The organism is Ruegeria aquimaris (genome assembly GCF_025751555.1).
GTDB lineage: Bacteria > Pseudomonadota > Alphaproteobacteria > Rhodobacterales > Rhodobacteraceae > Ruegeria_B > Ruegeria_B aquimaris.
In genome coordinates, this window is the sequence record NZ_JAOWLB010000004.1 from 217,889 (window position 1) to 243,956 (window position 26,068).

The 26,068-nt window shown below is 65.8% G+C and carries 19 protein-coding genes; 7 read left to right on the forward strand and 12 right to left on the reverse strand.

Annotated features, from left to right (window positions below):
* Window positions 1–7: 7 nt before the first annotated feature.
* Complete coding sequence (locus OE747_RS08300; RefSeq protein WP_263828133.1) at window positions 8–496, reverse strand: ureidoglycolate lyase; 489 nt, start codon at window positions 494–496, stop codon at window positions 8–10.
* Window positions 493–1,908 (reverse strand): allantoinase PuuE, encoded by a 1,416-nt coding sequence (gene puuE / locus OE747_RS08305; protein ID WP_263828134.1) that lies wholly within the window; start codon window positions 1,906–1,908, stop codon window positions 493–495. The genes OE747_RS08300 and puuE overlap by 4 nt, the downstream gene beginning before the upstream one ends.
* Before the next feature lie 221 nt (window positions 1,909–2,129).
* On the opposite strand from puuE, the gene uraH reads away from it, so the two are divergent.
* Window positions 2,130–2,486, forward strand: coding sequence for a hydroxyisourate hydrolase (uraH, locus tag OE747_RS08310; RefSeq protein ID WP_263828135.1), 357 nt, complete (start codon window positions 2,130–2,132; stop codon window positions 2,484–2,486).
* A gap of 209 nt (window positions 2,487–2,695) precedes the next feature.
* Here the strand turns inward: uraH and OE747_RS08315 are convergent, their stop codons facing one another.
* The gene (locus OE747_RS08315) at window positions 2,696–3,619 is read right to left on the reverse strand and encodes a LysR family transcriptional regulator (protein WP_263828136.1); all 924 of its coding nucleotides are present in this window, start codon (window positions 3,617–3,619) and stop codon (window positions 2,696–2,698) included.
* A gap of 95 nt (window positions 3,620–3,714) precedes the next feature.
* Here OE747_RS08315 and OE747_RS08320 point away from each other — a divergent pair, with 95 nt between their 5' ends.
* The 4 genes from OE747_RS08320 (at window position 3,715) to OE747_RS08335 (ending at window position 12,803) form a co-directional block, all read left to right on the forward strand.
* Entirely contained in the window at window positions 3,715–4,944 is a 1,230-nt protein-coding gene (locus tag OE747_RS08320; RefSeq protein WP_263828137.1) for a urate hydroxylase PuuD, read from the forward strand.
* Window positions 4,945–5,111: 167 nt separating this feature from the next.
* Window positions 5,112–6,917 carry an autotransporter assembly complex protein TamA gene (locus OE747_RS08325; RefSeq protein ID WP_263828138.1) on the forward strand — a complete coding sequence of 602 codons (1,806 nt, stop codon included), beginning with the start codon at window positions 5,112–5,114 and terminating at the stop codon, window positions 6,915–6,917.
* A complete protein-coding gene (locus OE747_RS08330; RefSeq protein ID WP_263828139.1) occupies window positions 6,917–11,008 on the forward strand; it encodes a translocation/assembly module TamB domain-containing protein in 4,092 nt (1,363 codons plus the stop codon). Before OE747_RS08325 ends, OE747_RS08330 begins: the two co-directional genes overlap by 1 nt.
* Before the next feature lie 4 nt (window positions 11,009–11,012).
* Entirely contained in the window at window positions 11,013–12,803 is a 1,791-nt protein-coding gene (locus OE747_RS08335; protein ID WP_263828140.1) for a gamma-glutamyltransferase family protein, read from the forward strand.
* Between the two features lie 66 nt (window positions 12,804–12,869).
* Here OE747_RS08335 and OE747_RS08340 read toward each other — a convergent pair whose 3' ends face one another.
* The 5 genes from OE747_RS08340 to xylF form a co-directional block, all read right to left on the reverse strand.
* Window positions 12,870–13,853 (reverse strand): Gfo/Idh/MocA family protein, encoded by a 984-nt coding sequence (locus tag OE747_RS08340; protein WP_263828141.1) that lies wholly within the window; start codon window positions 13,851–13,853, stop codon window positions 12,870–12,872.
* Window positions 13,850–14,773 carry a glucokinase gene (locus OE747_RS08345; RefSeq protein WP_263828142.1) on the reverse strand — a complete coding sequence of 308 codons (924 nt, stop codon included), beginning with the start codon at window positions 14,771–14,773 and terminating at the stop codon, window positions 13,850–13,852. Before OE747_RS08345 ends, OE747_RS08340 begins: the two co-directional genes overlap by 4 nt.
* A gap of 2 nt (window positions 14,774–14,775) precedes the next feature.
* The gene (locus OE747_RS08350; RefSeq protein WP_263828143.1) at window positions 14,776–15,555 is read right to left on the reverse strand and encodes an ATP-binding cassette domain-containing protein; all 780 of its coding nucleotides are present in this window, start codon (window positions 15,553–15,555) and stop codon (window positions 14,776–14,778) included.
* Window positions 15,556–15,589: 34 nt separating this feature from the next.
* Entirely contained in the window at window positions 15,590–16,888 is a 1,299-nt protein-coding gene (locus tag OE747_RS08355) for a sugar ABC transporter permease (RefSeq protein WP_263828144.1), read from the reverse strand.
* Window positions 16,889–16,954: 66 nt separating this feature from the next.
* Window positions 16,955–17,983 (reverse strand): D-xylose ABC transporter substrate-binding protein, encoded by a 1,029-nt coding sequence (gene xylF / locus OE747_RS08360; RefSeq protein ID WP_263828145.1) that lies wholly within the window; start codon window positions 17,981–17,983, stop codon window positions 16,955–16,957.
* A gap of 209 nt (window positions 17,984–18,192) precedes the next feature.
* Here xylF and OE747_RS08365 point away from each other — a divergent pair, with 209 nt between their 5' ends.
* Entirely contained in the window at window positions 18,193–19,398 is a 1,206-nt protein-coding gene (locus tag OE747_RS08365; RefSeq protein ID WP_263828146.1) for an ROK family transcriptional regulator, read from the forward strand.
* The gene (locus OE747_RS08370) at window positions 19,388–20,920 is read left to right on the forward strand and encodes a CRTAC1 family protein (RefSeq protein WP_263828147.1); all 1,533 of its coding nucleotides are present in this window, start codon (window positions 19,388–19,390) and stop codon (window positions 20,918–20,920) included. The genes OE747_RS08365 and OE747_RS08370 overlap by 11 nt, the downstream gene beginning before the upstream one ends.
* 57 nt (window positions 20,921–20,977) lie before the next feature.
* On the opposite strand, the gene OE747_RS08375 is transcribed toward OE747_RS08370, so the two are convergent.
* Genes OE747_RS08375 through xylB form a run of 4 tightly spaced genes read right to left on the reverse strand, consistent with a single transcriptional unit; the run spans window position 20,978 to window position 25,980 of the window.
* Window positions 20,978–22,276: a cytochrome c peroxidase gene (locus OE747_RS08375; protein WP_263828148.1), complete on the reverse strand. Its 1,299-nt coding sequence runs from the start codon at window positions 22,274–22,276 to the stop codon at window positions 20,978–20,980.
* Complete coding sequence (locus OE747_RS08380) at window positions 22,273–23,238, reverse strand: aldose epimerase family protein (RefSeq protein WP_263828149.1); 966 nt, start codon at window positions 23,236–23,238, stop codon at window positions 22,273–22,275. The genes OE747_RS08375 and OE747_RS08380 overlap by 4 nt, the downstream gene beginning before the upstream one ends.
* Window positions 23,231–24,535, reverse strand: a complete 1,305-nt coding sequence (gene xylA / locus OE747_RS08385) for a xylose isomerase (RefSeq protein WP_263828150.1) — start codon at window positions 24,533–24,535, stop codon at window positions 23,231–23,233. The genes OE747_RS08380 and xylA overlap by 8 nt, the downstream gene beginning before the upstream one ends.
* Entirely contained in the window at window positions 24,532–25,980 is a 1,449-nt protein-coding gene (gene xylB / locus OE747_RS08390) for a xylulokinase (protein WP_263828151.1), read from the reverse strand. The genes xylA and xylB overlap by 4 nt, the downstream gene beginning before the upstream one ends.
* Between the last annotated feature and the right edge of the window lie 88 nt (window positions 25,981–26,068).

The following is a 26,068-nucleotide window of genomic DNA, read 5'->3' on the forward strand; positions in this document are numbered from 1 at the left end:
GCTTCGATTATCCGGCGACCACCTCCCATGGGTCGTCGAACCAGAATTCTTCCAGATTGGCGCCGGGGCCGATACGGTCGACCACCGCAAAGAGGCCCGGCGCAGCCAGTGGCGTCAGCACCCCGTGCCAGGTGCCGCGATGATAGTTCACCGCCTGCCCTGCTTCGGTGACAAAGGCGCGTGGCGTGCCGGGGCGGTCGTCCTCGTCGGGGGCCACGATCACCAGAAAGGGCTGATGGCTCATCGGGATGAAGGCCTGGCTGCCATCGGGGTGCCGCTCGACCATGTCGAGCGTATAGGGCAGCGCGCGCGGATTGGCGTCGAACAGGCTGATACCCGCGCGCCCGTCGTTGAAATCAAGCAGCGCCCGGTCGTGATAGCGCCCGCACTGGCCCTGATTGATGATCTTGTCCGGAGCGCCTGAGACCGACAGCAAATCGCCAAAGGGCGCGAAGGCGGCGACCGTGAGCGGTTCTGTCTTGATGCGGCGGCTCATGAGGGCAGCACGTCCCTCAGGCGGAACTCGGCGATGCGCTCGACCTGACGGCAGGCCTCGGCAAATTCAGTCTCGCGGTCATTGCCGATGCGACGCTGAAAGGCGGCAAGGATCGAGGCCTTGTCATGGTCGCGCACCGCGATGATGAAGGGAAAGCCGAAGCGCGCCACATATTCGGTATTGAGCCGGGTAAAGGTCGCGCGCTCCTCGTCGGTCAGCGCATCGAGCCCGGCCGAGGCCTGTTCCGAGGTGCTTTCCGCCGTCAGCCGTTTGGCCTGCGCCAGCTTGCCCGCCAGGTCCGGGTGGGCGGTCAGCACGCCCAGCCTTTCCTCGGCGCTGGCCGAGCGGAACATGCGGCAGAGCGCGTTGTGCAGCCCGCCCGCCGTGTCATGGGCGGGGCCAAGCTCCAGCCCATGGGCGCGCTCGGCGATCCAGGGGGAATGTTCGAAAATGCCGCCATAGGCCGCCACGAAATCGGCCTTGGGCATCTCGGAGGGGCGGGTGCGCGCCACGGGCGGATGCTCCTGCGCCCAATGCTCGGCAATTTGCAGGCGGGTGGCGAACCAGACGTCCGCGTGCCCGCGCGCATAGTCGAGGAAGCGTTTCAGCGCCATCACCCGGCCCGGACGGCCGATCAGGCGGCAATGCAGGCCGATGGAGAGCATCTTGGGCGCGCCCGCGGCCCCTTCGGCGTAGAGCGCGTCGAAGCTGTCCTTGAGATAGGCATAGAACTGATCGCCCGAGTTGAACCCCTGCGGCGTGGCAAAGCGCATGTCGTTGCAATCGAGCGTATAGGGCACGATCAGCTGGTCGCGCCCACCCAGCCGTTTCCAATAGGGCAGATCGTCGTCATAGGTGTCGGCGATGTAATCCATCCCGGCCTCGGACGCGAGGCGCACGGTGTTCATCGAGCATCGTCCGGTGTACCAGCCACGCGGACGGCTGCCCGTCACCTCGGTATGCAGGCGGATCGCCTCGGCGATCTGGGCGCGCTCCTCCGCCTCGGGCATATCCTTGTGTTCGACCCATTTCAGCCCGTGGCTGGCAATCTCCCAACCGGCCGATTTCATCGCCGCGACCTGATCGGGCGAGCGGGCCAGCGCGGTAGCCACGCCATAGACGGTAACGGGCAGGTCCCGCATCAGCCGGTGCAGACGCCAGAACCCGGCCCGCGCACCGTATTCATAAATCGTCTCCATGTTCCAATGGCGCTGGCCGGGCCATTGCGCGGCGCCGACGATCTCGGACAGGAACGCCTCGGACGCCGCATCGCCATGCAGGATGTTGTTCTCGCCCCCCTCTTCGTAATTCAACACGATCTGCACCGCGAGCTTTGCACCGCCCGGCCAGTTTGCATTCGGCGGCGTGGCGCCATAGCCGATCATGTCGCGGGGGTATCGGGGGGCGGTCATGGGCAAGGTCCTGCGTTTTACGGATATCCGATTTCCTCAATAGCTCAGAAAATCTCGACCGTTTATCAAATGCAATTTGACGCAGCTTTCGGAAATGACAAAGAGCGCGGTACTGGCCCCCTGCGCGCGATCTTCAAAAAGGAGCAGAAACTGTGTTGCCGGATCGGGGTTTGCAACTTGGACAATCTGCATGAAATCTAGGGAAAAGACAGGAGACCGGGATGAACGGATATCTGACCACACATGTTCTGGACACCGCGCGCGGCTGCCCTGCCGAGGGGCTGACCATAACGCTTTACCGGCTGGATGGGGGTGCGCGGCAGCAACTGGCCGAAATGCACACCAATGACGATGGGCGGACCGACAGCCCGATCCTGCCCAAGGGTGAATTCGTACCCGGGGTTTACGAACTGGTCTTCGCCGCGGGGGACTATCTGCGGATAACCGGCCAATCCGGCGATGAACCGCTGTTTCTGGACGAGGTGCCGATCCGGTTCGGGATCACCGATGGCGCGGCGCATTACCATGTGCCGCTGCTCTTGTCGCCCTTCGGCTATTCGACCTATCGCGGCAGCTAGGCCGCCGGAGCTCTCCCGCCCGTCGATCGGGCATCAAAGATGCCCTCCTCCCGTTGGGCCGGGCGCCGCGCCCATGGGCGCGGCGCGGTCACACTTGGGGGCGACCTTGCCGCGTGGGCCGGCCGCGCCGGACCGCAGGTCCGGCGCCGGACCCAACTCCGGGGATCGCCCGGCATGGCGCGATCCGGAGGCGGGAGCGCATGCCCCGCTCAGCTGGCGCGCGCTTCGGCGGATTTGACCGCGCGGCCGATCCGTTCGGTCATGAATTCCATCAGCAGGCGGGTCTTGGGATCCTGATGCCGCCGGTGCGTATAGAGGCAGGCCATCTGCACCGGCACCGGCGGTGTCTGCTGCGCCACCGGCACCAGACGGCCCCCCTTGAGATGATCCGCCACCTCATAGACGGGTTTCAGCGCAATCCCTTGCCCGGACAGTGCCCAGTCGGTCAGCACATCGCCATCGTCGCATTCATAACGCCCCGAGACGGCAAAGCGCCTTGGCCCGTCTGGCGTCTGTAGCATCCACTGAAACTCGGTCGCGCCGGGAAACCGCAGATTGAGGCACTCGTGACGCTGATCGATCAGCGCCTGCCCGTGCTCGGGCAGTCCACGGCGCGCGATATAATCCGGGGCCGCGCAGAGCACCCGCCGACAGTCGGCGATCTTGCGGATGCGCAGGTTGCTGTCCTCGGGCAGGCCGAGAAAGAAGGCCAGATCCAGCCCCTCGGTGGTCAGGTCGACGGTGCGGTCGGTCAGGCGCAGACGGATGTCGATCTGGGGATACTGCTCCAGAAACTCCGGCACGTTCGGGGCCAGCAGCCGCCGCCCAAGCACCAGAGGCGCAGCCACATAGATCGCGCCGCGCGGCGCTTCGGTCAGGTGCATGACCTGCGCCTCGGCCTCGTCCACCGCGTCGAGCACCGCCACCGCCCCGGGATAGAAGGCCCGGCCCTGCTCCGTGGGCGTCAGGTTGCGGGTGGTGCGCTGGAACAGGCGCACGTTCAGGTGTTCTTCGAGCTGCGAAATCCGGGCCGAGGTCACTGCCGGCGAGATCCGCAAGTCGCGCCCGGCGGCCGACATGCTGCCCAGATCGTAGACCCGCACGAAGGTTCGGATATTGTCGAGATAGGACATTGTTCCGGATTTTTTGATACAGCTTGGCAATATGCTGGAATACCGGAAAAAATCGCTCTTGCATAGTCTGGTGCAAACAGTTCGGAGATTGCCCCATGTATGATCTTGCCGTGTTCTGGGAATGGCTGGGCTTTGGTGTGCGCTGGCTGCATGTGATCACCGCCGTGGCCTGGATCGGATCGTCGTTTTATTTCATCGCGCTCGACCTCGGGCTGCGCAAGGCGCCCGATCTGCCGCCCGGCGCCCATGGCGAGGAATGGCAGGTGCATGGCGGCGGGTTCTACCACATCCGCAAGTTTCTGGTGGCGCCGGAACGCATGCCCGAGCATCTGACCTGGTTCAAATGGGAGAGCTATTCGACCTGGCTCAGCGGTTTTGCCCTGCTGATGATCGTCTATTGGGCGGGGGGCGAGCTCTATCTGATCGACCAGTCCAAGGCGGAGCTGGCGCTGTGGCAGGGCATCGCGATCTCGGCAGCGACGCTGTCGATCGGGTGGCTGGTCTATGACCGGCTGTGCAAATCCGGCCTGGCCGAGCGCCCGACGCTGTTGATGGTGCTGCTCTTTGTCCTCCTGGTGGTGATGGGCTGGGCCCTGAACCAGGTGTTCACCGGGCGGGCGATGATGCTGCATCTGGGTGCCTTTACCGCTACGATCATGAGCGCCAACGTCTTCTTCATCATCATTCCCAACCAGAAGATCGTGGTGGCCGACCTGATGGCCGGGCGCGCGCCCGATCCCAAATATGGCAAGATCGCCAAGCTGCGCTCGACCCATAACAACTATCTGACGCTGCCGGTCGTGTTCCTGATGCTGTCGAACCACTACCCGCTGGCCTTTGCCACCCAGTACAACTGGATCATCGCGGCGCTGGTGTTTCTGATGGGGGTGACGATCCGGCACTATTTCAATTCGCTGCATGCCCGTACCGGCAACCCGACCTGGACCTGGCTGGTCACCGCGCTCCTGTTCCTCGCCATCATGTGGCTGTCCACCGCCCCGATGCACCAGCCGCTGGAAGAGGCCGAGGCACAGCCGATGACCCCGACCGAGCAGCGCGTGGTCGCCGCTCCCGGCTTTGCCGAGGCGCATGACATCGTGCTGGGACGCTGCTCCATGTGCCATGCCCGCGAGCCGGTCTGGGAGGGCATCCTCTGGGCGCCCAAGGGCGTATTGCTGGAAACCGAGGCCGATATCGCCCGCAATGCCCGGTCGATCTATCTCCAGTCGGGCGTGACCCATGCGATGCCGCCTGCGAACGTGACCTTCATGGAGCCCGAGGACCGGGCCACCATTATTGCCTGGTACCGCGCCGCCACTAAATGACAGCGGCATATTGCCGTTTTTGCCCTCGATCCTACCATCCATGGGGGCGGCGGCCGCTTTATGCGTTCCTATTGCTCACGGGACTGTGTTATCCCGAACATGTCTGACGAGTCATCCTTGGGGGGAGGACCCGTACTGTCGAGGCGGAGCTGTCTGGAGCCGGAAAAATGACGTTCAAAGGCGCTATGGGTGCCCTGTCGCGCGGAGCCGCGACCGTGGTATTGCTGTTGTCCCCCGGCCTGGCAGCAGCACTTGAGGCGACGTTGATCGCGCCAGGCGCGCCCGAGGAGTTGACCAAGCGGCTGGAGCAGAGTTCCGCCGCCTTGTCGGCACCCGCGCGGGGTCTCGATTCGCCGCTTGAGCTTCTGTCCTCGGCGCTGGCCGACTACCGGACGCTGATCCAGATCCTCTATGACGAAGGCTATTTCAGCCCGGTTGTGAACATCCGGCTCGACGGGCGCGAGGCCGCCAGTATCGACCCGATCCAGACACCGGCCCGCATCGACCGGATCGAGATCCGCGTCGAAACCGGTCCACCCTTCCGGTTCGGGACGGCGCGGATTGACCCGACCGCGCCCGGCACCATGGTGCCGCCCGAGTTCGCGACGGGCAAACCCGCATCGACCAAGGTGCTGCAATCTACGGTGCGCACCAGTATCTCGGACTGGCGCGACGCGGGGTATCCCAAGGCGAAGGTCGGCGATCAGCGGATCCGCGCACGCCATGCCGACGCCGAACTGGATGCCGACATCCGCCTGCTGCCTGGGCCGCAGCTGCGATTTGGCCAGATGCACGTGCAGGGCAATACCGCCGTCAAGACCGATGCGATCCGCCGCATTGCCGGTTTCCCGACCGGCGAGATCTATTCGCCGGCCCATGTGCAAAAGGTCGGCACCCGCCTGCGCCGGACGGGAACCTTTGACCTGGTTTCGATCACCGAACGCGAAACCCCAAATGCCGACGGCACGCTCGATTTCGATGCCACTTTCGAAGATCTGCCGAAACGCCGGATCCGGTTTGGCGCCGAGCTTTCCTCGCGCGAAGGGCTCGACCTGTCCGCAGTCTGGATCCATCGCAACCTGACGGGCCGGGCGGACCGGCTGCGGCTGGAGGCGACGGTGCGCAATATCGGTGGCACCGAGGATATCGACGGCCGCATCGGTTTTCGTCTGGAAAAACCCGACCGGCTGGGTCCGGATGACAGTATCTTTTACCTCGGCGAGGCGGAACGCCGGAACCGGACGCATTACAACATAACCCGCGCGGTTCTGGGCGTGGGCGCGCGGCGCACCTTCTCGGACGAGCTCTATGCCGAGGCCGCCGTCGGCTTCAACTACGGCGATGCGTCCGATGCCTTTGGTTCGGGCCGCAAGTTCCGCTATTTCGGGCTGCGCACCAATTTCGAATGGGACAAGCGCGACAACAAGGTCAACGCGACCCGAGGCTTCTACCTCAACGCGCAACTTGCGCCCTTTGTCGGGCTGTCCGACACCAAGTCCGGGGCGCAGTTCCTCGCCGATGGACGCATCTATTGGGACATCGGCACCGAAGGCCGACTGGTTCTGGCCGGGCGGATGCAGCTCGGCTCGGTTGTTGGCCCGTCGCTGTCCGAGGTCTCGCCGGAACTGCTGTTCTTTTCCGGTGGCGCGGGCACGGTGCGCGGTCAACCCTATGAAAGCCTGGGCATTCCCGTTGGCGCAAACACGGCAGGCGGGCGGTCTTTCCTGGGCCTGTCGACCGAGGTACGGGGCAAGATCACCCAGAACATCTCGCTGGTCGGGTTCTATGACTTCGGAACGGTCGGAGACTCGGCCTTTATCGGTTCCGGCTCTGACAGCCACGCCGGTGCCGGTCTGGGGGTGCGATATGATCTGGGCGGGTTCGGGCCGCTGCGGTTCGACCTTGCTTATCCGACCAGCGGCTCGACCGGAGACGGTCTGCAATTCTACATCGGTATCGGGCAGGCATTCTGATGAAACAGCTCACCTATCCCCTTGCCGTGACCCTGATGTTGACCACCTCGGGCACCGCCATCGCGCAGAGCCTGGAGGAAAGCGGGGGCCTTTTGGTCGATTTCCTCGAGGACACGCTGTCGGGTGACGGGCGCAACATCAAGGTGCGCGGCCTCAGCGGCGCGCTGAGCGCCAAGGCCACTATCGAAGAGATCACTGTTGCCGATGACGACGGCGTCTGGCTGACGATCCGCGATGCGGCATTGGATTGGAACCGGCTGGCGCTGATCCGGGGACGGTTCTCGGTCAACGAACTGACGGCGGCGGAAATCCTCATCGACCGCGCCCCCCTGCCCGGCCCCGAACAGGAAGAGCTGCCCGATGCCGCCGCGACACCGTTCCAGCTGCCGGAACTGCCGGTGGCGATCGAACTGGGCGAGATCCGGGTGGACAAGCTGGCGCTTGGCGCGCCGCTGGCGGGCAAGGCGGCCGAGCTTTCGGTTCTGGGGCGACTCACGCTGGCCGACGGCACGCTGGACAGCGCGCTGGATATCACGCGGCTGGACCGACCCGGGGACAAGGTGGGCCTGATCGCGGGTTTCGCCAACGAGACCAGCCAGATCACGCTCGACCTGCAGGTGACCGAGGATGCGGGCGGGCTGATCTCCACGACCCTTGGCATACCTGATGCCCCCGCACTGCAACTGACCGCAGCGGGCGAAGGGCCGGTGACCGATTTTACCGCCGATATCGCGCTGGCCAGCGAGGGCGCAGAGCGCGTCTCGGGTCAGGTTCGGTTGCAATCGGCCCTGGCCACGACCGGGACAGCACAACCCGGCATCGCCTTTACCGCCGATCTGGGCGGCGATCTGACGCCGTTCCTGGAGGCCGAATACGACCCGTTCTTTGGCACCGAGACAAGACTTCTGGTGACTGGCGTCAGCCATTCCGATGGCGGGCTGGATCTGGATGACTTCACCCTCTCTTCTCAGGCGCTGCGGCTGGAAGGCGAAATGTCCATGGCGGCGGGGGGCCAGTTGCTGCATGCCGCCCTGGAGGGACAGGTGACGCCGCCCGATGGCGACCGGGTGGTGCTGCCGGTGGCGGAGCCGCGCATCACGCTGCAAGCGGCCCAGATATCGGGCCTCTATGACAAGTCAAACGGCGACGGCTGGGTGCTGAACCTGACCGCAGAGGAGGTGGACACGCCCGACCTGCGGCTGGGCCGCGCGCGCATCGCCGCCGAGGGCACCTTGACCACCGGCCCCACAGGCGCCCATGTCACCGGCGCTCTGCAATCGGCGCTGACCGGTCTGGCCTTTGCCGACCCGGCGCTGAATCGCGCCATCGGTGCGAACATAACGCTGGACGGCCAGTTCGATCTGCCGCCGGACCAATCGCTGACGCTGAGTGCAGTCGAGCTGAACGGCGCGGATTTCACCGCCACCGCGGACGCGATGATCGACGGGCTAACATCGGGCTTTGCCATGGATGGCAAGGTCACCCTGTCGGCCAGCGACCTGAGCCGGTTCTCCGACCTCGCCGGGCAGTCGCTGGGCGGCTCGGTCGATGCCGAGCTCACAGGCAAGGGCGCGCCGCTGTCGGGCTCTTTCGATTTCGTGCTGGATGCGGTTGGCCGGGATCTGGTCAGCGGCATGGCCGAGATTGACCCGCTGCTGGCGGGACAGAGCACCATTCACCTGGACGCGGTGCGCAACATGACTGGCCTGACCCTGCGTGATCTCAGGCTGAACGCGCCTGCCGTCCGCGCCGAGGCGGCAGCGATGGTGACCCAGCCCGGCGGCGTGCTGACCTTGGATGGCCGGGCCCGGGTCGAGGCCCCGGACCTGGCGCCTTTCTCGGCCCTTGCGGGTTACGACCTGACGGGAACCGTGGTGGCCGAGGTGACCGGCAAGGCGACGCAGACGGGTGAAGATTTCGACCTCGTGCTGGATGTCGACGGGCGCGGCTTGTCGACCGGTCTGGCCGATATCGACCCGCTGATCACCGGCCCGGTCACCCTGCATCTGGATGCCAGCCGCGAGGGCGACGCCCTCGACCTGCGCAAGGTGACGCTGGACAGCCGTGCCGCCACCGCCGATGTCACGGCGCTGATAACCGGCCTGACCGGCGATATGGCCGTGGATGGCCAGGCCAGGCTCTCCGCCCCGCGCCTGTCGGTCTTCTCTGGCCTTGCGGGCCGCGAGCTGGGCGGATCGGTGACGGCCGAGCTGGATGGCCAGGCACAGGTGGCCGACCAGACCTTTGACATGCGGCTCGATCTGGACGCCACGGACCTGCGGGCGGGAATTGACCAGCTTGACGCACTGATCGCCGGGCGCACCCGGCTGCATTTCGACGGGCTGCGCGATGCTGCGGGCCTGGATATCCGCGACTTCACGCTGGATGGCAGCGCGCTCAGCGCCGAGGCCAAAGGCTCCTTCCGGTCGGCAGACAGCGAATTGCGGTTCAAGGCGGCGCTCGACGATCTGGCGCGCGTGACCGCCGCGGTCTCAGGGCCGCTGAAACTGGCGGGCACGGTGTCGCCCACGCCGACGGGTATACGTACCGATGTTTCGCTGAACGGGCCTGACAGTTCCTTTGCCAGGCTGGACGGCACGATTGACCGCGACGGGGCGGCGGACCTGAATTTCAATGCGGAACTGGCCCAGCTGGAGCGGTTCGTGGCGGATATGCCCGGGAGCCTGACGGCGCAGGGCACGGCCGACCGCTCGGCAGGGGTCTGGACGATCAACGGCAACGCGCGGGGTCCCGCCGGGCTGTCCGCCGATGTCGGCGGAACCTTCGACGAGGCAAGCGGTCAGGTCGACATGACCACCAAGGGCCAACTGAGCCTGGGTATCGCCAACAAGTCCCTGTCCCCCAACAAGATCGACGGTACCGCGCAGTTCGACATGGCGATGAAAGGCACCCCGGGCCTGGGCGCGCTGAGCGGGACGATCACCACCTCGGGGACGACCCTGGCGATACCCGGTGCAGGCCAGACCATCACCGGCATCGGCGGAACCGTGCGCATCGCCGATCAGGCCGCGCAGATCGCCATCAACGGCGGTGTTCGCGCGGGCGGCGGGTTCACCGTGTCGGGTCCGGTGTCGCTGCTGCCGCCCTTTGACGGGCGGATCACGGTGGCGCTCAATGATCTGGTGATGACCGACAACCTGTCTTACGACAGCCGGCTTGGCGGCCAGATCACCCTGGCCGGCCCCTTGACCGGAAACAGCTCGCTGTCGGGGCAGATCAACGTCGGAGAGACCAATATCAACCTCAACACCGCCGGGGGCGCCGCAGGGGCGGCGCCGATCCCCGATATCGCGCATAGTGCCGAACCCGGCGCGGTCCTTGCCACCCGCCAACGCGCCAAGCTGGTCGATACGGGCAATGGCAATGGTGGCAGTTCGACAATGTCGCTGGACATCGCCATCGACGCGCCCGGTCGTATCTATGCGCGCGGACGCGGGTTGAACGCTGAAATGGGCGGTCGCATTCACATCGGCGGCACCTCCGCCGCCGTGGTGCCATCTGGCCAGATCGGTCTGATCCGGGGCGATTTCAATATCCTGAGCAGGCGGCTGAAACTGACCAAGGGAATCATCACCCTGCAAGGCGATCTTACCCCGTTTGTCGAGTTCGCCTCGACCACCACCACCTCGGAGGGGCAGGCCTCGCTCCAGATCATCGGCCCGCTGGACGCGCCCGAGATCAAGGTAACCGCAGACCCCGACCGGCCGTCCGAGGAAGCGCTGGCCATGCTGCTGTTCGGCAACCAGTTCTCGGAGCTTTCCCCCATCGTCATCGCACAGATGGCGGCCTCTCTGGCTGCATTGTCAGGGGCCGGGGGGGATGCCACCAAGGGCGCGCGCAACGCGACAGGGGCGGATACGATAGAAATCGGCACCGACACCGACGGCAAGGCGCAGCTCGGCGCAGGCGCCTATCTGGGCGAAAACCTCTACACGGATTTCACCGTCAACACCGCCGGCGATACCGAGGTCAGCCTCAACCTTGACGTCACCGACAACCTGTCTCTCAAAGGCACGGTGGATAATGCAGGCGATACATCGGTCGGGATCTTCTTCGAACGGGATTACTGAACCGATGCACTTCACCACCCGACCCGAGATCGCCGGTACATTCGGCGTGGCCACCTCGACCCACTGGATTGCCTCTGCGGTTGGGATGAGCCTGCTGGAGAAGGGCGGCAACGCCTTCGACGCGGCGGCGGCGATGGGATTTGTGCTGCATGTGGTCGAACCGCACCTGAACGGCCCCCTGGGCGACATGCCGATGCTGATCAAGCCGTCCTGCGACACGGTGCCGACCCTGGTCTGCGGTCAGGGCACCGCACCGGCCCGCGCCACGATCAGTCATTACCGGGACGAGGGCCTGACCCGCATCCCGGGGTCGGGACTGCTGGCCACCGTGATCCCCGGCGCCTTTGACGCCTGGATGATCACGCTGCGCGATCATGGTAGCCTGCCCTTGCGCGATATCCTGGAACCGGCGATCCACTACGCCCGGTCGGGCCACCCCGCGCTGGCGCGGGTGTCGGCCACGATCTCGGGGCTGGCCGAGTTCTTTCGCGACGAATGGCCAACCTCTTATGACACATGGCTGCCGGGCGGATCCGCGCCGCAGCCCGGCGCGCTGATGAAAAACCCTGCGCTGGCCGACACCTGGACCCGTCTGCTGACCGAGGCCGAAGCGAAAAAGGGTCGCGAGGCGCAGATCGAGGCGGCGCGCGAGGCCTTCTATCGCGGCTTCGTGGCCGAGGCGATCGACCGCTATCTGCGCGACGCTTGCGTGATGGATGCCGCCGGTGGACGTCGCAAGGGCGTGCTGAGCGGCGAGGATATGGCCGGTTGGCAGGCCAGCTACGAGGCCCCGATCTCGACCCGCTACAAAGGCTGGACCGTGTGGAAAGGTGGGCCCTGGACCCAGGGTCCCGCCCTGCTGCAATCGCTGCAAATCCTCGACGGGTTCGATCTGGATGCGCTCGACCTGAACGGCGCCCGGTTCGTGCATCTGGTGTCCGAGGTCATGAAGCTGGCCTTTGCCGACCGCGAGGCCTATTACGGCGACCCCGACCACACCGACATCCCGATGAACGCGCTTTTGTCGGAGAAATATGCCGAAACGCGGCGCGCGCTGATCAGCGAGATTGCCTCGGTCGAACAGCGACCAGGCCAGCTGCCGGGCCATGAGAGCTGGACTGCCGCCGCGCTGCGCCATGCGAGCGAAGACTATGTTTCGGGCGGCGGCACCGGCGCAGGCGAGCCGACGATGGCGCATCTGTCGCAACGCCGGGGCGATACGGTGCATATCGACGTGATCGACCGCTGGGGCAACATGGTCTCGGCCACCCCCTCGGGCGGCTGGCTGCAAAGCTCGCCGGTGATACCGGGGCTGGGCATGCCGCTGAACACGCGCGCCCAGATGTTCTGGCTGGAAGAGGGGCTGCCCACCTCGCTGGCGCCGGGACGCAGGCCGCGCACCACCCTGTCACCGTCGATGGCGCGCGGACCGGACGGCACCGAGCTGGCCTTTGGTACGCCGGGCGGCGACCAGCAGGACCAATGGCAACTCATCTACCTGCTGCGGCTGATCCATGGCGGCCTGAACCTGCAACAGGCGGTGGATGCGCCGCTGTTCCATACCGGTCATTTCCAAGAGTCTTTCTATCCCCGCCCGGCGCGGCCCGGTCACCTGATGATCGAACCCGCCTTTGGCGAGGCCGTCATCGCGGAGTTGCGACAGCGCGGTCACGCGGTCGAGGTCTCCGAACCCTGGTCCATCGGGCGGCTCACCGCCGCCAGCCGTAATTCAGACGGGCTGTTGCGCGCCGCAGCCACGCCGCGTCTGATGCAGGCCTATGCCATCGGGCGCTGATGCGCTTCTTTCTGGTCTGAAGTACTCCGGGGGTGGGGCCCGCCAGGGCCGAGGGGGCAGAGCCCCCTACCCTTGCCGTCCGCCCGCGTCATAGATCGCGTCGATCACCTCTTGCACGCGGCACGACATTTCCAGCGGGAACACCTCGCCCCCGCCCCGGGTGGCGCGCACAAAGGTATCCACCTGCGCCTCGTACTGGTTCACGCCGGGAAACCGGAACACCTGCCGCGACAGCGCCTTCTGATCATGCAGCACCACCTCGTCAAACCCGTAGAGCCCGGCGTTGAACGGGGTCAGCACGTCGATCCAGCCGGTTTCGCCGAAAAAGCGCATCGACTGATGCGCGCCCATCTGGGTGGCCACGTGGAAATTCAGGTCGAAGCCGTCAAAGCCCACGGTGGCACGGGCAAAGACATCGGTGCCGAATTCCTCTGAATACGCGATCCGCGCCTCGGCCCGGCGCATCTCGGCCCCGGTTGCCAAGAGAGTCGTCACCACTGGATAGACCCCGATATCGGGCAGCGCGCCGCCGCCCAGTTCGGGCCGGTTGCGCATGTTGTCCGGGTCGGTGTTGTGATAGGAAAACCCGCCGGTGACCTGCCGCAGCGCCCCGATGGCGCCGCTGGCGATCAGGTCGCGCACCTTGTGCCATTGCGGGTGATACCAGACCATGAACGCCTCGGACACGACACGGCCCGTGGCATCGCGCGCCGCGATGACGCGGTCGATCTGGTCAGCCTTCAGCGCGATGGGCTTCTCGCAGAGTACATGTTTGCCTGCCTCGACCGCGCGGATCGCCCATTCGACGTGCTGGGCGGTGGGCAGCGGGATATAGACCCCGTCCACATCCGGATCGGACAGCAGCGCATCGTATCCGTCATACCAGCGCGCAGCCGAAAACCGCGCCGCCTGCGCCTGTGCCCGGCCCGCGTCCCGGCTGGCGATGGCGTGGATCACGCCGGTTTCCGACCGCGCGATGGCGGGCATCACGTGCTCGCGCGCGATCTTGGCCGTCGAGAGGATGCCCCATCGGAACAAGGGTTCGGTCATGCACTGTCCTCCATCAGCCGGGCCGCGCCGCTGAGCGCTGCGGCATCGTCGGCGATCAGCCGCACCGGCACGCGGTCCAGATGGTCGGCGAACCGTCCCCCGGCCTCGAATGTTGACAGGAACTCTGCCCGGGCCGCCGAACCGAGGATGCCGCGCGCGGCACCACCCGCGAAATGGATGCCGCGGAACGGCAGATACTGGAACACCAATTCCCGGGCAAAAAGTCCCAGCAGGCGAGCGGTCAAAGTCACCGTAGCCGCCGCCTGTGGATCAGCGCCGGTGGCGAAATCCGCCAATATGTCCTGCCCACGTTTATTCTTATTTGTCAGTATGTTGTGAAGCCGGGAAAGACCCCGGCCCGAGAACAGGCATTCATTTGTACGAAACCCAGAAGCCGCGTCGCCCAGTTGCGCACGCAGTTCTTCGGCGATGGCCAGCGGCAGGCTGGCATGGCCCAGTTCCGCCTCGACCACCGCCCCGCCCTTGAGCAGGCAGGCGTTGAAGCCGGTGCCCAGCCCCGCCACCAGCGCCTGATCGTTCGAAGGCTGCGCCGCACCAGCGCGGATCACGTCGAGTTGCGACGGCACAAGCCCCGGCAGGGCATGGCCCAGCGCCACCAGATCGTTGATCAGCCGGGCGGGAATTTCCGCCTGTTCCGGCAGCGGCGTTGCCAACCCGGATTCGTCGAAGTGCCAGTTTCTATTGGTCAATTCGGCGCGACCCGCCGTGACCGGGCCCGCCACAGCCACGCAGATGCCGCGCAAGGCCGGCAGGTTGTGGCCCCGCGCATAGGTCGACAGCACCTCGGCAAACGACGCATAGGCGTCGTTGCCGAAGCGGGCAAGCTGGGACAGACGCCCGGCGCTGGCCAGCGCCACGCGGGTGTTGGTCCCGCCGACATCCGCGACCAGAACCGGCATCGTCACGCCTCCGCCTGCGCGCCCGGGTGCTTGCCCAGGATGATCATGCCCAAGAGATCGTCGTCGGTGACCTTGTCCACGTCCACCGTTCCGACCAGTTGGCCGTTCTTCATCACGCTGGCCCGATCGCACAGTTTCATCACGTCGTGAATGTCGTGGCTGATCAGAAAAATCCCTATTCCCTGGGCCTTTAGCTGCTCGATCAGCTCGGCGACCATCTGTGTTTCATGGGGTCCGAGGGCGGCGGTGGGTTCGTCCATGATCAGGATGCGGGCGTCGAAGTAGACCGCGCGGGCGATGGCGACCGACTGGCGCTGGCCGCCGGACAGGGCCGAGACCGGCACGTTGAACTTCTTGAAGTTGGGGTTGAGCCGCGCCATGATCTTGCGCGTCTCGGCCTCCATCGCGTCGTCATCGACCAGCCCAAAGGCTGTGACCAGCTCGCGTCCCAGGAACAGGTTCGAGCTTGCATCGAGGTTATCCGCCAGCGCAAGTGTCTGATATATCGTCTCAATGTTGTAGCGCCGTGCATCACGGGGATTGTGGATATCGGCCTTTTCGCCGTTGATGCGGATCTCGCCCGAGTCCATCTGGTAGGCGCCCGAGAGGATCTTGATCAGGGTCGATTTGCCGGCGCCGTTATGGCCCAGGAGACCCACGACCTCGCCCGGATAAAGGTCGACGCTGACGTGATCGACCGCATGCACGCCGCCGAAGGAGATGCAGATGTCGCGCATCTCGACCAGAGGTGTACCGCGTTTTGACTGTTTTGTACCTGTCATGACGCACCTATTGACCGTTTTGTACACTGTTCCATCACGTCACCCCCGTCCGTTTGCGATAGAGAATGTCGATCAACACCGCCAGCACCAGAACCGTGCCCACGACGATGTTCTGCAACGGCGCATCGACGCCGACCATGGCCATGCCCGATTGCAGCGACTGCATGATCAGCGCGCCCAGGATCGCCCCGTGGATGGTGCCGAAGCCGCCCGCCAGCGCGGTGCCGCCGATGACGGCTGCCGCGATCACGCGCAGTTCGTCCAGCGTGCCGATATCGTTGGAGTGGTTGGTCAGCCGGGCCGAGGCCACCACCGCCGAGATGGCGCAGAGCGCGCCCATCAGGGCAAAGATCTTGACCGTCAGCAGACGGGTGTTGATGCCGCTGAGTTCCGCCGCGTCGGGGTTGCCGCCGGTGGCGAAGATGTAACGGCCAAGCCGGGTGCGACGTGCGAGCATGGTCATGCCCACCGCGATGAAGATCAGGAGCAGCACCGAAATCGGGATGCCATAGGCCTCGGTATAGCCCTCGGGCAAGGTCAGGCCCTGCGCCTCGAAGTCACGCTTCAACCGCGCGGTTGGCACCTCATAGGCGTTCAGGATCGCCACAAAACCAAGGATCGCACCCGAGATCAAAGCTGCCAGTGCACCTTCGGCCCAGAGCGGTTTGACCGGGAAGCCGTGGCGGATCTTGTTGCGGCGGCTCATCCAAAGGCCATAGAGGGCAGCAGCGAGCGCCAGCAGACCCACGATCCAGGACCAGCCCGCGCCCAGCGTGCCGTTGATGCCGCCGAACTTTTCAAAGGTCGGGTCCAGCGGGCCGATGGTCTTGCCGCTGGTCATATACCAGCCGACATTGCGCCAGACCAGCAGACCGCCCAGCGTCACGATAAAGGCGGGAATGGTCAGATAGCCCACCAGCCAGCCGTGAAAGGCGCCGATCAGCGTACCGATCAGAAGGCCGACGAGGATGGTCACCCAAGGGATCAGCGGATGGCCCAGCCCCAGGCCCAGCATGTTGGGCAGGATCTCGGTCTGGGTCATCGCCATCACCGCCGAGCAGGTGGCCAGCAGCGCGCCAACGCTGAGGTCGATATGGCGGGTGACGATGACGAACACCATGCCGGTGGCCATGATCGCGACCGAAACGGTCTGGATCGTCAGGTTGAAGATGTTGCGCGGTGTCAGGAACCGGCCGCCGGTCACAAGGTCGAAGCCGATGCACAGGATCGCGAAGGCACCGATCATGCCGAGAAGGCGCAGATCAAGTTCCAGCGTCTGAACAAAGGATTTCTTGGGATGTGCCGGGGACAGCTCCGCCTCGGAATGAGTCATGGGATGTCCTGCGATTTTGGGGGTCTCACCCCGATGAAGGGTGAGACCGGTCGTGTTGGGAAAGGATCAGTTGCAGGGTGCGGGACCGTTGGTCACGCCCTGGCACAGGGTTTCCTGGGTGATCCAGCCAGCGTCGACAACAACCGACAGGTTGTCCTTGGTGATCGGCATCGGTTCCAGGAACATGGCGTTCATCTTGGTGCCGCCCGGCGAGGTCCAGTCATCGGCGCCGCCGATGGCGTTCATTTGGGTGCCTTCGGCCAGCGACACGGCAATGCGCGCAGCCGCACGGCCCAGATCGCGGGCGTCCTTCCAGACCGACACGGTCTGGGTGCCCTTGGCCACACGGTTCAGCGCGGCATGATCACCGTCCTGACCCGAGACCGGGATGCCTTCCATGCCCTGCGCGGTCAGCGCCGCCACGGCGCCGCCTGCGGTGCCGTCGTTCGAGGCGACAACCGCGTCGACACCGTTGTCGGTGGCGGTCAGGATCTGTTCCATGTTGCGCTGCGCGTTGGCGGGCAGCCAGCCGTCGGTATAGGCCTCGCCCACGATGGTGATGTCACCCTTGTCGATGGCGGCTTGCAGCACTTCCTGCTGGCCACCACGCAGGAAATCCGCGTTCGGGTCGGTGGGCGAGCCCTTGATCATGACATAGCGTCCGGTGGGGGCGGCTTCGAGAACGGCGCGGGCCTGCATCCGGCCTACTTCGACGTTGTCGAAGGTCAGGTAGAAGGCGCGGCTGTCCTCGATCAGGCGGTCATAGCCCACGACCGGGATGCCTTCGTCGGCTGCGGCCTGCACGGCGGGGCCGATGGCCTGCGCGTCCTGCGCCAGAATGATCAGCGCGGTGGCTCCCTGCGCGATCAGGCTTTCCACGTCCGACAGCTGCTTGGCCGACGAGCTTTGCGCATCCGCCGAGATATACTTGGCGCCCTTGGCCTCGAGCTCGGCCTTGATCGCGGCCTCGTCGGTTTTCCAGCGCTCTTCCTGGAAGTTCGACCAGCTGACGCCCACGACGACATCGGCCGCCCAGGCCGCGGTTCCCAGCATGGCGCTGATCATCACCGCGGATGCGGTTGCATAGAGTTTCATTCTGTCCTCCCAAAAACATTTGCAGCCGCACGCCATTCCTTGCCTCGGGCGGGGCCGGTGCAGGGATCGTGTGTCATTTTAATTTGAAAGTCAAATTAAATAAGATAGGCTGGTCTTGCCCGCTTTCTCCGGTTCCGGCTTGGCCTTGTTTGCCGGGATGGGTACGATCCGGAGATTGGGCAGGACAGGATCAGGGAGGCGTCGCGCAAATGGCTGTTATGCAACGGGAATACGGGCGTCGCACCCTGCTGCGCGAGATCCGCAGGGCGGGCCGTGTTCCCCGGATCGAACTGGCGGACCTGACCGGGATCAGCCGCGCCACCGTCACCACGATCACCGCCGAGTTCCTGATGGACGGGCTGGTCGAGGAGGTCGCGCGCGACGAGGGAGAACCGGATTCCCGGCGTGGTCGGCCGCGGGTGGACCTCAAGATTCGCGGGGCGGCGCATCTGGTGGCGGGGGTGAAGATCTCGCATCACAAACTGTCGCTGGTTCTGCTGGATTTCGAGGGCGAACAGCTTGCTGCCGAGGAATGTGACCTGCCCGCCCCCGTCAACGCCCCCGAGGTGCTGGCCAAGGCAATCCGGGATGCGGTCACCCATCTGGCAACCGTCGCCGGGCGCCGTGCGGACGAGGTTTCAGGCGTCGGCATCGGCATTGCGGGGATCGTCGAGGCCAATGACGGGTTCGTGCACTGGTCGCCATCGCTGTCGGCGCGCAATGTCGAGTTCGGTGCGCTCTTGACCCGCACATTGGGCGTGCCCTGTTTCATCGACAATGACGCCAACCTGGTGGCGGTGGCCGAACACGCCTTTGGCCTGGGCCGGGAGCACAGCGATTTTCTGGTCGTGACCATCGAAAGCGGCGTGGGTCTGGGCATGGTGATCGGCGGCGCGCTTTATCGCGGTACGCGCGGCTGTGGCGCCGAGTTCGGCCATACCAAGGTGCAGTTGAACGGCGCGCTCTGCCGTTGCGGTCAGCGCGGCTGTCTGGAGGCCTATGTCGCCGATTACGCGCTGTTGCGCGAGGCGACGCTGGTCAGCGGGCAGGATGCCACTGCCGATCCGGCCAAACGCGTCGAAACCCTGCTGGATGCGGCGCGGGCGGGCGATGCCACCGCGCGCAGCATCGTCGAGCGGGCGGGCCAGATATTCGCCATGGGGCTGGCCAATCTGGTCAATATCTTCGACCCCGAGCTGATCATCCTCGCGGGCGAGCAGATGCAGTTCGACCATCTCTATTCCGACGCGGTGATCGAGGCGATGCGCAAGTCGATCGTGCAGGTGGACAAGGCCCCGCCCGAGGTGGTGGTGCATAAATGGGGCGATCTGATGTGGGCGCGCGGGGCGGCGGCCTATGCGCTCGACAAGGTGTCGGAACTGGCGCTGGAAAGGCTGGGCGAGAATGCGGCCTGAGCTGTTTGTGCTGGCTCTGTCGGCCGCGCCCGCCATGGCCGGGCCGACATTCGCACCGGTGCAGGTGCCCGAGCATGTCTATGCCGGCGGGTGGGAGCATTTTGTCGGCGGCGGGCTGGCGGTGTTCGACTGCGACGGCGATGGCTTGCCCGAGCTGCTGGCGGCGGGCGGCGAAAACGCCGCCACGCTGTTGCGCAACCGCTCGGATGCGGGCGCGCTGCGGTTCGAGGCGGACACGCCCGAGGCCCTGACCGAACCGGGCATGATCGGCGCCTATCCTCTGGATATCGACAATGACGGTTACATCGATCTGGCGATCCTGCGGGTCGGGCCGAACCGGCTGTTGCGCGGGGGCGCCGATTGCAGCTTTGCCCCGTTCGAGGGGCTGGGTTTCACCAGCGGCGACCGCTGGACCACCGCCTTTTCCGCCACATGGGAGGCGGGGCAGAGCCTGCCGACGCTGGCCTTTGGCAATTATGTCGACCGCAGCAACCCGAACGGCCCCTTCGGCACCTGCGACACCAACCTGCTCTACCGCCCCGAGGGCGACCGCTATGGCGCGCCCATCGAACTCACGCCAGGGTATTGCCCGCTCTCGATGCTGTTCAGCGACTGGGCGCGGCAGGGCCGGACCGACCTGCGGATCAGCAACGACCGGCACTACTATGTCTCGGACGGCGAGGAGCAGATGTGGGCGATGGGATCCACGCCCCGCCTGCTCGGCCCAAAGGACGGCTGGGTCAGCCACAAACTCTGGGGCATGGGCATCGCCCAGCGCGATCTGGACCGAGACGGGAACCAAGAGGTCTTCCTCTCCTCGATGGGCGACCAAAGGTTACAGCGGATGACCGGGAACGGGGCGGAATTTGCCGATGTGCCATATGCAATCGGCACCACCGCCCACCGGCCCTATACCGGCGGCGACGGGCGGCCCTCGACCGGCTGGCATATCGGCATCGGCGATGTGCAGAATGACGGGCTGGACGATGTCTTCATCACCAAGGGCAATGTCGAACAGATGCCCGATGCGGCGATGGAGGATCCCAACAACCTGCTGATCCAGCAACCCGACGGTACCTTTGCCGAAGCCGGTGACAGCGCCGGTATCGCCAGCCTGCATCGCGGGCGCGGCGGCGCGCTGGTCGATCTGAACGGCGACGGGCGGCTCGACATCGCGGTGGTCAACCGGCGCGCGCCGCTGGAAGTCTGGCAGAATGTCACCGCTGACACCGGCCATTGGCTGGCACTGGCGCCGGAACAGCCCGGCCCCAACCGCGACGCCATCGGCGCCTGGATCGAGGTCACGGCCGGTTCGGCCCCGCCGCAGTTGCGCGAGATCACCGTAGGCGGCGGTCATGCAGGTGGTGCGGCAGGGTTCCAGCATTTCGGGTTGGGCGATGCGCAAGACATCTCCATTCGGGTGATCTGGCCCGATGGCGCGCAATCCACCCCGCTTGAGGTCGCCCCTGACCAATCGCTGACGGTGATCCGCGACGGCGCCGCGCTCAGGGCACGGCCCTAGCCCCTTCATTTCGCCAAAAATACTCCCGCCGGAGGCATAGATTTTTCGTCGAAAAATCTATCGCGGCACCTTGAGCCCGCTGGGGACATTGTCCGGAATGCCAAGACGCCCCGTCAACGCAAGCGGATCGGTGAGCGTATCGAGAAAGGCCAGCAACGCATCGACCTCCCCGTCACTCAGCTCGATCGGCTGCAACCGGTTCGCAGCGGCGATTGCCGCTCCCTCCGCCGCGTCCTCCAGCACCGCCCGGTCGCTGGCAAAACCGCCCCCCGGCAAGAGCGCCAAGGCGATATCGTAGGCCTTGAGACTGGTCACCGGATCCAGATGGTGTTCGACCACCGCCCGCAGGCTGGCATAGGCGCCGCTATGCCCATAGGGCGCGGTCGCGGTCACGTTGCGCAGCGAGGGCGTGCGGAAGGCATAGGCGTCGGCCGGATCGCCCGTTACCCGCATCCGCCCGATATCGCGATTGTGGCGCTCGAACCGGGCCGCCTTGCCCGGACCGATCTGCGGCATGGCGATGGCGTGAAACCCGTGATCGGTCTGGAACTGGCCCGAGTGGCAGGACGCGCATTGCGCCTTGCCATAGAAGAGGTCCATGCCCGTTTGGGCCGCCTCGGACAGGTCCCCCTGCCCGCGCAGATAGCGGTCAAAGGGGCTGTCATCGGCGCGCCATTCGACCACCATGAAATCGGCGATCACATTGGCGATATCGGCAAATGTCACCGGGCGCGGCCCGATCACCGCGTCAAAGGCACTCCGATACTCCGGGATTGTCTCGACCCGCGCCGCCAGGATCGCCCAGGCCCCGCCCGGGCCGGTGAGCCTGCCTTGCCGCACCGCCTGGGCCACGTCGTTTTCCGAGTAATGCCCGGCCATCTCGTCGCCCGAGAGCACCGGGAACATCGCCTGCGCGGCCAGCGCCGAGGCAAAGCCCTGCTCCATATCCGCGCCCAGCGGCGTGCGGATGCCCGAGGGGCGGGTGGGGTCGCTTTCCAGCCGGCCGTCGTGAAAGAAATGGGTGAACTCTTCGGCGCCGAGGTTGAACAGCGCCGGCGCGTTGCGCGGGATGCGCTGTTCCGGCGGGTTCTCCGGGTCGAGGCGCATCTCCGGCCCGATCCCCAGCGCGCCGTCGCCCAGGCCCAGCGACACGCCGTCGGAGGTGCCGAAACGCGGATGGTGGCAACTGGCGCAGGCGACAGTCCGGTTGCCGCTGAGGATCGGATCGTAGAACAGAAGCTGGCCCAGCCGGACCGCGTCCATATCGGGTTCGGCAAATACAGCATCGGCGCGCGGCAGAGGATCGGCCAGCAGCGGGCTGGCTGCGATGGTCAGCAGCGCAACCAGCCGTCTCATACCGGGTCCTCCTCGAAAATGCACACTGTCGTGCGCTGGTGATAGGGTTGGTCCGGCGTCACCAGAGGACAGGGAAAACCCGGCGTGTTCACCGCGTTGGGATAGCCCTGTGGCTCCAGGCACAAGCCTGCAAAAGGTGCGTGGCGCTGGCCCGGCAGCGGGGTGTGCTCTGCGGTCAGGTACTGGCCGGTATAGAGTTGCAGGCAGGGCTGGTCTGTCTCGATCTCCAGCACCAGCCCGTTGCCGGTCACCCGCGCCTGCCCCCGGTCGAGCACGAGGTTCATGTCCAGCCCCTGCTCGTCCGGGTCCGCCTCGGAGATGCGCCGCCCGTTGCGGAAGTCAAAGGGGCACCCCGTGACCGGGGCCACCTCGCCGGTGGGGATCTTGGCCGCGTCATTCGGCGTGTAGCGGCTGGCGGGCAGGGTCACATGGAAATCGCGGCAGGTCTCGGCCCCCAGCGAATAGTAGGAATGCTGCGCCAGGTTCAGCAGGGTCGGCCGGTCGCTGACAGCGCGCATGTCATAGGTGAGCGCGTCGCCCTCCAGACGGATGGTCACTGTCAGGTCAAGCAGCCCGGGGTATCCGCCCTCGCCATGTGGGGACACCAGTGTCAGGCGCACCGCGCGGGTGCCATCCGCCTCCATCTCCCACAGGCGCGCATGCAGCCCCTCCGGCCCGCCGTGGATATGGTTCGGCGCCTCGTTGGCGGGCAGGTCATAGCGCTGCCCGTCCAGCGTGAAGCCCGCGCCCGAGATGCGGTTGGCCACCCGGCCCGCGATTATCCCCAGGCTGCGGGGGTTCCGCGCATAGTCCGCAGGGTCGGCATAGCCCAGCACCACCGGCACCCGGGCGCCGCGCAGCGGCACCTGCCAGTCCTGGGTGATGCAGCCCCGGTTCAGGATCGCGACGCTTACCTCGCCCCCCTCCAGCACGTGCCGACGGATGCCGCCCCTGTCAGACAAAGCGGTTCACGTGGTTTTCCAGCATTTCCTGCCGGCCCGAGCGGGGTTGCGGGTCGATCTCGCCGGCCAGCACGCGGGCAAAGAGGCTGTCCAGGTCGCTCTCCAGGATGCCCTGCCCATGGTCGCTGTCCCACCCGGCATAGCGGTCGCGCAGCGCGGTTTCCAGCCCGCCGTCCTCGATCATCGCAGCGGCAGCTTTCAGCCCGCGCGCGCAGATGTCCATGCCGCCTACATGGGCCGCGATCAGGTCGGTTGCATCGAGCGACTGGCGTCGGAGCTTGGCGTCGAAATTGGTGCCGCCAGTGGTGAACCCGCCCGCCCGCAGGATGTGGTAATAGCACAGCGCCACCTCGGGCACGTTGTTGGGGAACTGATCGGTATCCCAGCCCGACTGGTAATCGTTGCGGTTCATGTCGATGGAGCCCAGCATCCCCTCGGCCGCCGCCACCGCGATTTCGTGTTCAAACGAATGCCCCGCCAGGATCGCATGGCCCTGCTCCAGGTTCAGCTTCACCTCGCCTTCGAGGCCGTATTTGCGCAGGAAGCCGATGCAGGTGGCGGCATCGAAATCGTATTGATGTTTCGAGGGCTCCTGCGGTTTCGGCTCGACCAGGATCGCGCCCTTGAAGCCGATCTTGTGCTTGTAGTCCACGACCATGTTGAGGAACCGGCCCATATGATCCAGCTCGCGCCCCATGTCGGTGTTGAGCAGCGTCTCATACCCTTCGCGCCCGCCCCAGAGGACATAGTTCTGCCCGCCCATCCGGTGGGTGGCGTCCATGCAGGTTTTGACCGTCGCGGCGGCATAGGCGAAGACGTCCGGATCCGGGTTGGTCGAAGCCCCCGCCATCCAGCGGCGGTGGCTGAACATGTTGGCGGTGCCCCAGAGCAGGCGGGTCTTGCGGCTTTCCATTTTTGCAAGGAAATAGTCGATGATCTCCTCGAAATTCCGCAAGCTCTCGGCAAATGTCGCGGCTTCGGGGCGGATATCGGCGTCGTGCCAGCAGAAGTAAGGCACGCCCAGGATATCGAACATCTCAAAGGCGGCGTCGGCCTTGACCTTGGCCCGCGCCATGTCGTCCTGCGGCTGCCAGGGCCGGATCAAGGTCTGGCCCCCGAACGGGTCGTTCCCCTCCCAGGCGAAGGAATGCCAATAGGCGACGGCAAAGCGCAGGTGATCCTCCATCCGCTTGCCCATGACGATTTCGTCGGGGTTGTAATGACGAAAGGCCAGCGGATTGGCGCTGTCCGGTCCTTCATAACGGACGGGGGCGATATCGGCGAAGAACTCGGTCATGGCAGGACTTTCAGCTTGGGGTAAGAGGCGGCGAAACCCGCGTGGGCCTGGGCGTAAGCCTCGATCAGGTCGGTGCGCGGGTCGATGGTTTCGGCAATGGGTGGGCGGGTCATCACCTGATCTGGCGCGGCCCCGGTGACGCCGCAGATGGCCAGGCGCGCGGCGCCAAGGGCCGCGCCGAAATCGCCCTGTTCGGGCAGGTCGAGCGGCAGGCCCAGCACGGTGGCCAAGAGTTCCACCCAGTAGCGCGAGCGGGTGCCTCCGCCGATCGCCAGAAGACGCGGCAGATCGGCGCCGGTGGCGCGCAGGGCATCGAGACTGTCGCGCAGGGCGAAACTCACGCCTTCGACCACGGCGCGGGTCAGGTCGGTGCGGTCCTGCGCAATGTCGAGATGCAGAAAGGCGCCGCGTATGGCGGCATCGTTATGCGGCGTCCGCTCGCCGGAGAGATACGGCAGAAACCGCACCGGACCGGGCGCGGAGAGGTCGCTCAGCTCGCCCGTCAGGGTCGCAGCCTGAGCGCCGGTGATCCGGGCCAGCCAGTTCAGGCTGTCGGTCGCGGCCAGGATCACGCCCATCTGGTACCAGCGCCCCGGCACCGCGTGACAAAACGTATGGACCGCGCTGGCCGGGTCCGGGTAAAACCCGTTTCGCGCTGCCAAGAGCACGCCCGAAGTGCCCAGCGAGACAAATCCGTCACCTTCGGCCAATGCCCCTACGCCACAGGCGGCGGCGGCGTTATCGGCACCACCCGCGACCACCTGTACCCCATCTGGCAGGCCCAGGTCTGCGGCGAGGTCGGGGCGTATAGGCCCGACAATCCCGGTCCCCTCGCGCAGGTCCGGCATCTGGTCGCGGCGCATGCCGCCAGCCTTGAGCAGCCGGTCGGACCAGTCGCGCGCGCCCACATCCAGCCAGGCGGTGCCAGCGGCATCGGACATCTCGGTCCCGACCTCGCCGGTCAGCCACCAGACCAGGTAATCCTTGGGCAGCATGACCTTGGCCACGCGGGCGAAGACCTGCGGCTCGTGCCGGGCAAGCCAGAGCAGTTTCGGCGCGGTGAAACCCGGGAACACGATATTGCCCGAGAGGTCCCGCACATCCACCATCGCGTCCAGTTCCGCCGCCTCGGCAAAGCTGCGGCTGTCGTTCCACAGGATCGCGGGTCGCAGCACCGCGCCCGTCTCATCCAGCAGCACCGCCCCGTGCATCTGCCCTGACAGGCCGAGCCCGACGACCCGCTCCATCGCAAGCGGGTGGCGCTGTGCCAGCGAGACCAGGGCAGCGCGGGCCGCCGTCAGCCAGTCGGCGGGATCCTGCTCGCTCCACCCCGGATGCAGGTGACGGGCCGACAGCGCCGCCTCGGCGCTGTCCAGAACGCTGCCGTCCGGGCGCACCAGCACGGCGCGCACCCCGGATGTGCCCAGATCCAAACCGATGAACATGTGTCCTCCCAACTCTGAGCCGACTGTCTCATATTTAATTTGCGTGTCAAATTAAAAAATCGCCTCCTGCCCCGGTTGCGCCTTGATA

Coding starts and splice junctions, on each gene's coding strand:
- OE747_RS08345 (WP_263828142.1), bottom strand. CDS start 14,773: ATGCCGGTTCTGGTCGCGGATGTCGGCGGGACCAACACCCGCGTGGCG.
- uraH (WP_263828135.1), top strand. CDS start 2,130: ATGAACGGATATCTGACCACACATGTTCTGGACACCGCGCGCGGCTGC.
- puuE (WP_263828134.1), bottom strand. CDS start 1,908: ATGACCGCCCCCCGATACCCCCGCGACATGATCGGCTATGGCGCCACG.
- OE747_RS08325 (WP_263828138.1), top strand. CDS start 5,112: ATGACGTTCAAAGGCGCTATGGGTGCCCTGTCGCGCGGAGCCGCGACC.
- OE747_RS08300 (WP_263828133.1), bottom strand. CDS start 496: ATGAGCCGCCGCATCAAGACAGAACCGCTCACGGTCGCCGCCTTCGCG.
- xylF (WP_263828145.1), bottom strand. CDS start 17,983: ATGAAACTCTATGCAACCGCATCCGCGGTGATGATCAGCGCCATGCTG.
- xylA (WP_263828150.1), bottom strand. CDS start 24,535: ATGACCGAGTTCTTCGCCGATATCGCCCCCGTCCGTTATGAAGGACCG.
- OE747_RS08320 (WP_263828137.1), top strand. CDS start 3,715: ATGTATGATCTTGCCGTGTTCTGGGAATGGCTGGGCTTTGGTGTGCGC.
- xylB (WP_263828151.1), bottom strand. CDS start 25,980: ATGTTCATCGGTTTGGATCTGGGCACATCCGGGGTGCGCGCCGTGCTG.
- OE747_RS08335 (WP_263828140.1), top strand. CDS start 11,013: ATGCACTTCACCACCCGACCCGAGATCGCCGGTACATTCGGCGTGGCC.
- OE747_RS08340 (WP_263828141.1), bottom strand. CDS start 13,853: ATGACCGAACCCTTGTTCCGATGGGGCATCCTCTCGACGGCCAAGATC.
- OE747_RS08315 (WP_263828136.1), bottom strand. CDS start 3,619: ATGTCCTATCTCGACAATATCCGAACCTTCGTGCGGGTCTACGATCTG.
- OE747_RS08370 (WP_263828147.1), top strand. CDS start 19,388: ATGCGGCCTGAGCTGTTTGTGCTGGCTCTGTCGGCCGCGCCCGCCATG.
- OE747_RS08375 (WP_263828148.1), bottom strand. CDS start 22,276: ATGAGACGGCTGGTTGCGCTGCTGACCATCGCAGCCAGCCCGCTGCTG.
- OE747_RS08330 (WP_263828139.1), top strand. CDS start 6,917: ATGAAACAGCTCACCTATCCCCTTGCCGTGACCCTGATGTTGACCACC.
- OE747_RS08355 (WP_263828144.1), bottom strand. CDS start 16,888: ATGACTCATTCCGAGGCGGAGCTGTCCCCGGCACATCCCAAGAAATCC.
- OE747_RS08350 (WP_263828143.1), bottom strand. CDS start 15,555: ATGACAGGTACAAAACAGTCAAAACGCGGTACACCTCTGGTCGAGATG.
- OE747_RS08365 (WP_263828146.1), top strand. CDS start 18,193: ATGGCTGTTATGCAACGGGAATACGGGCGTCGCACCCTGCTGCGCGAG.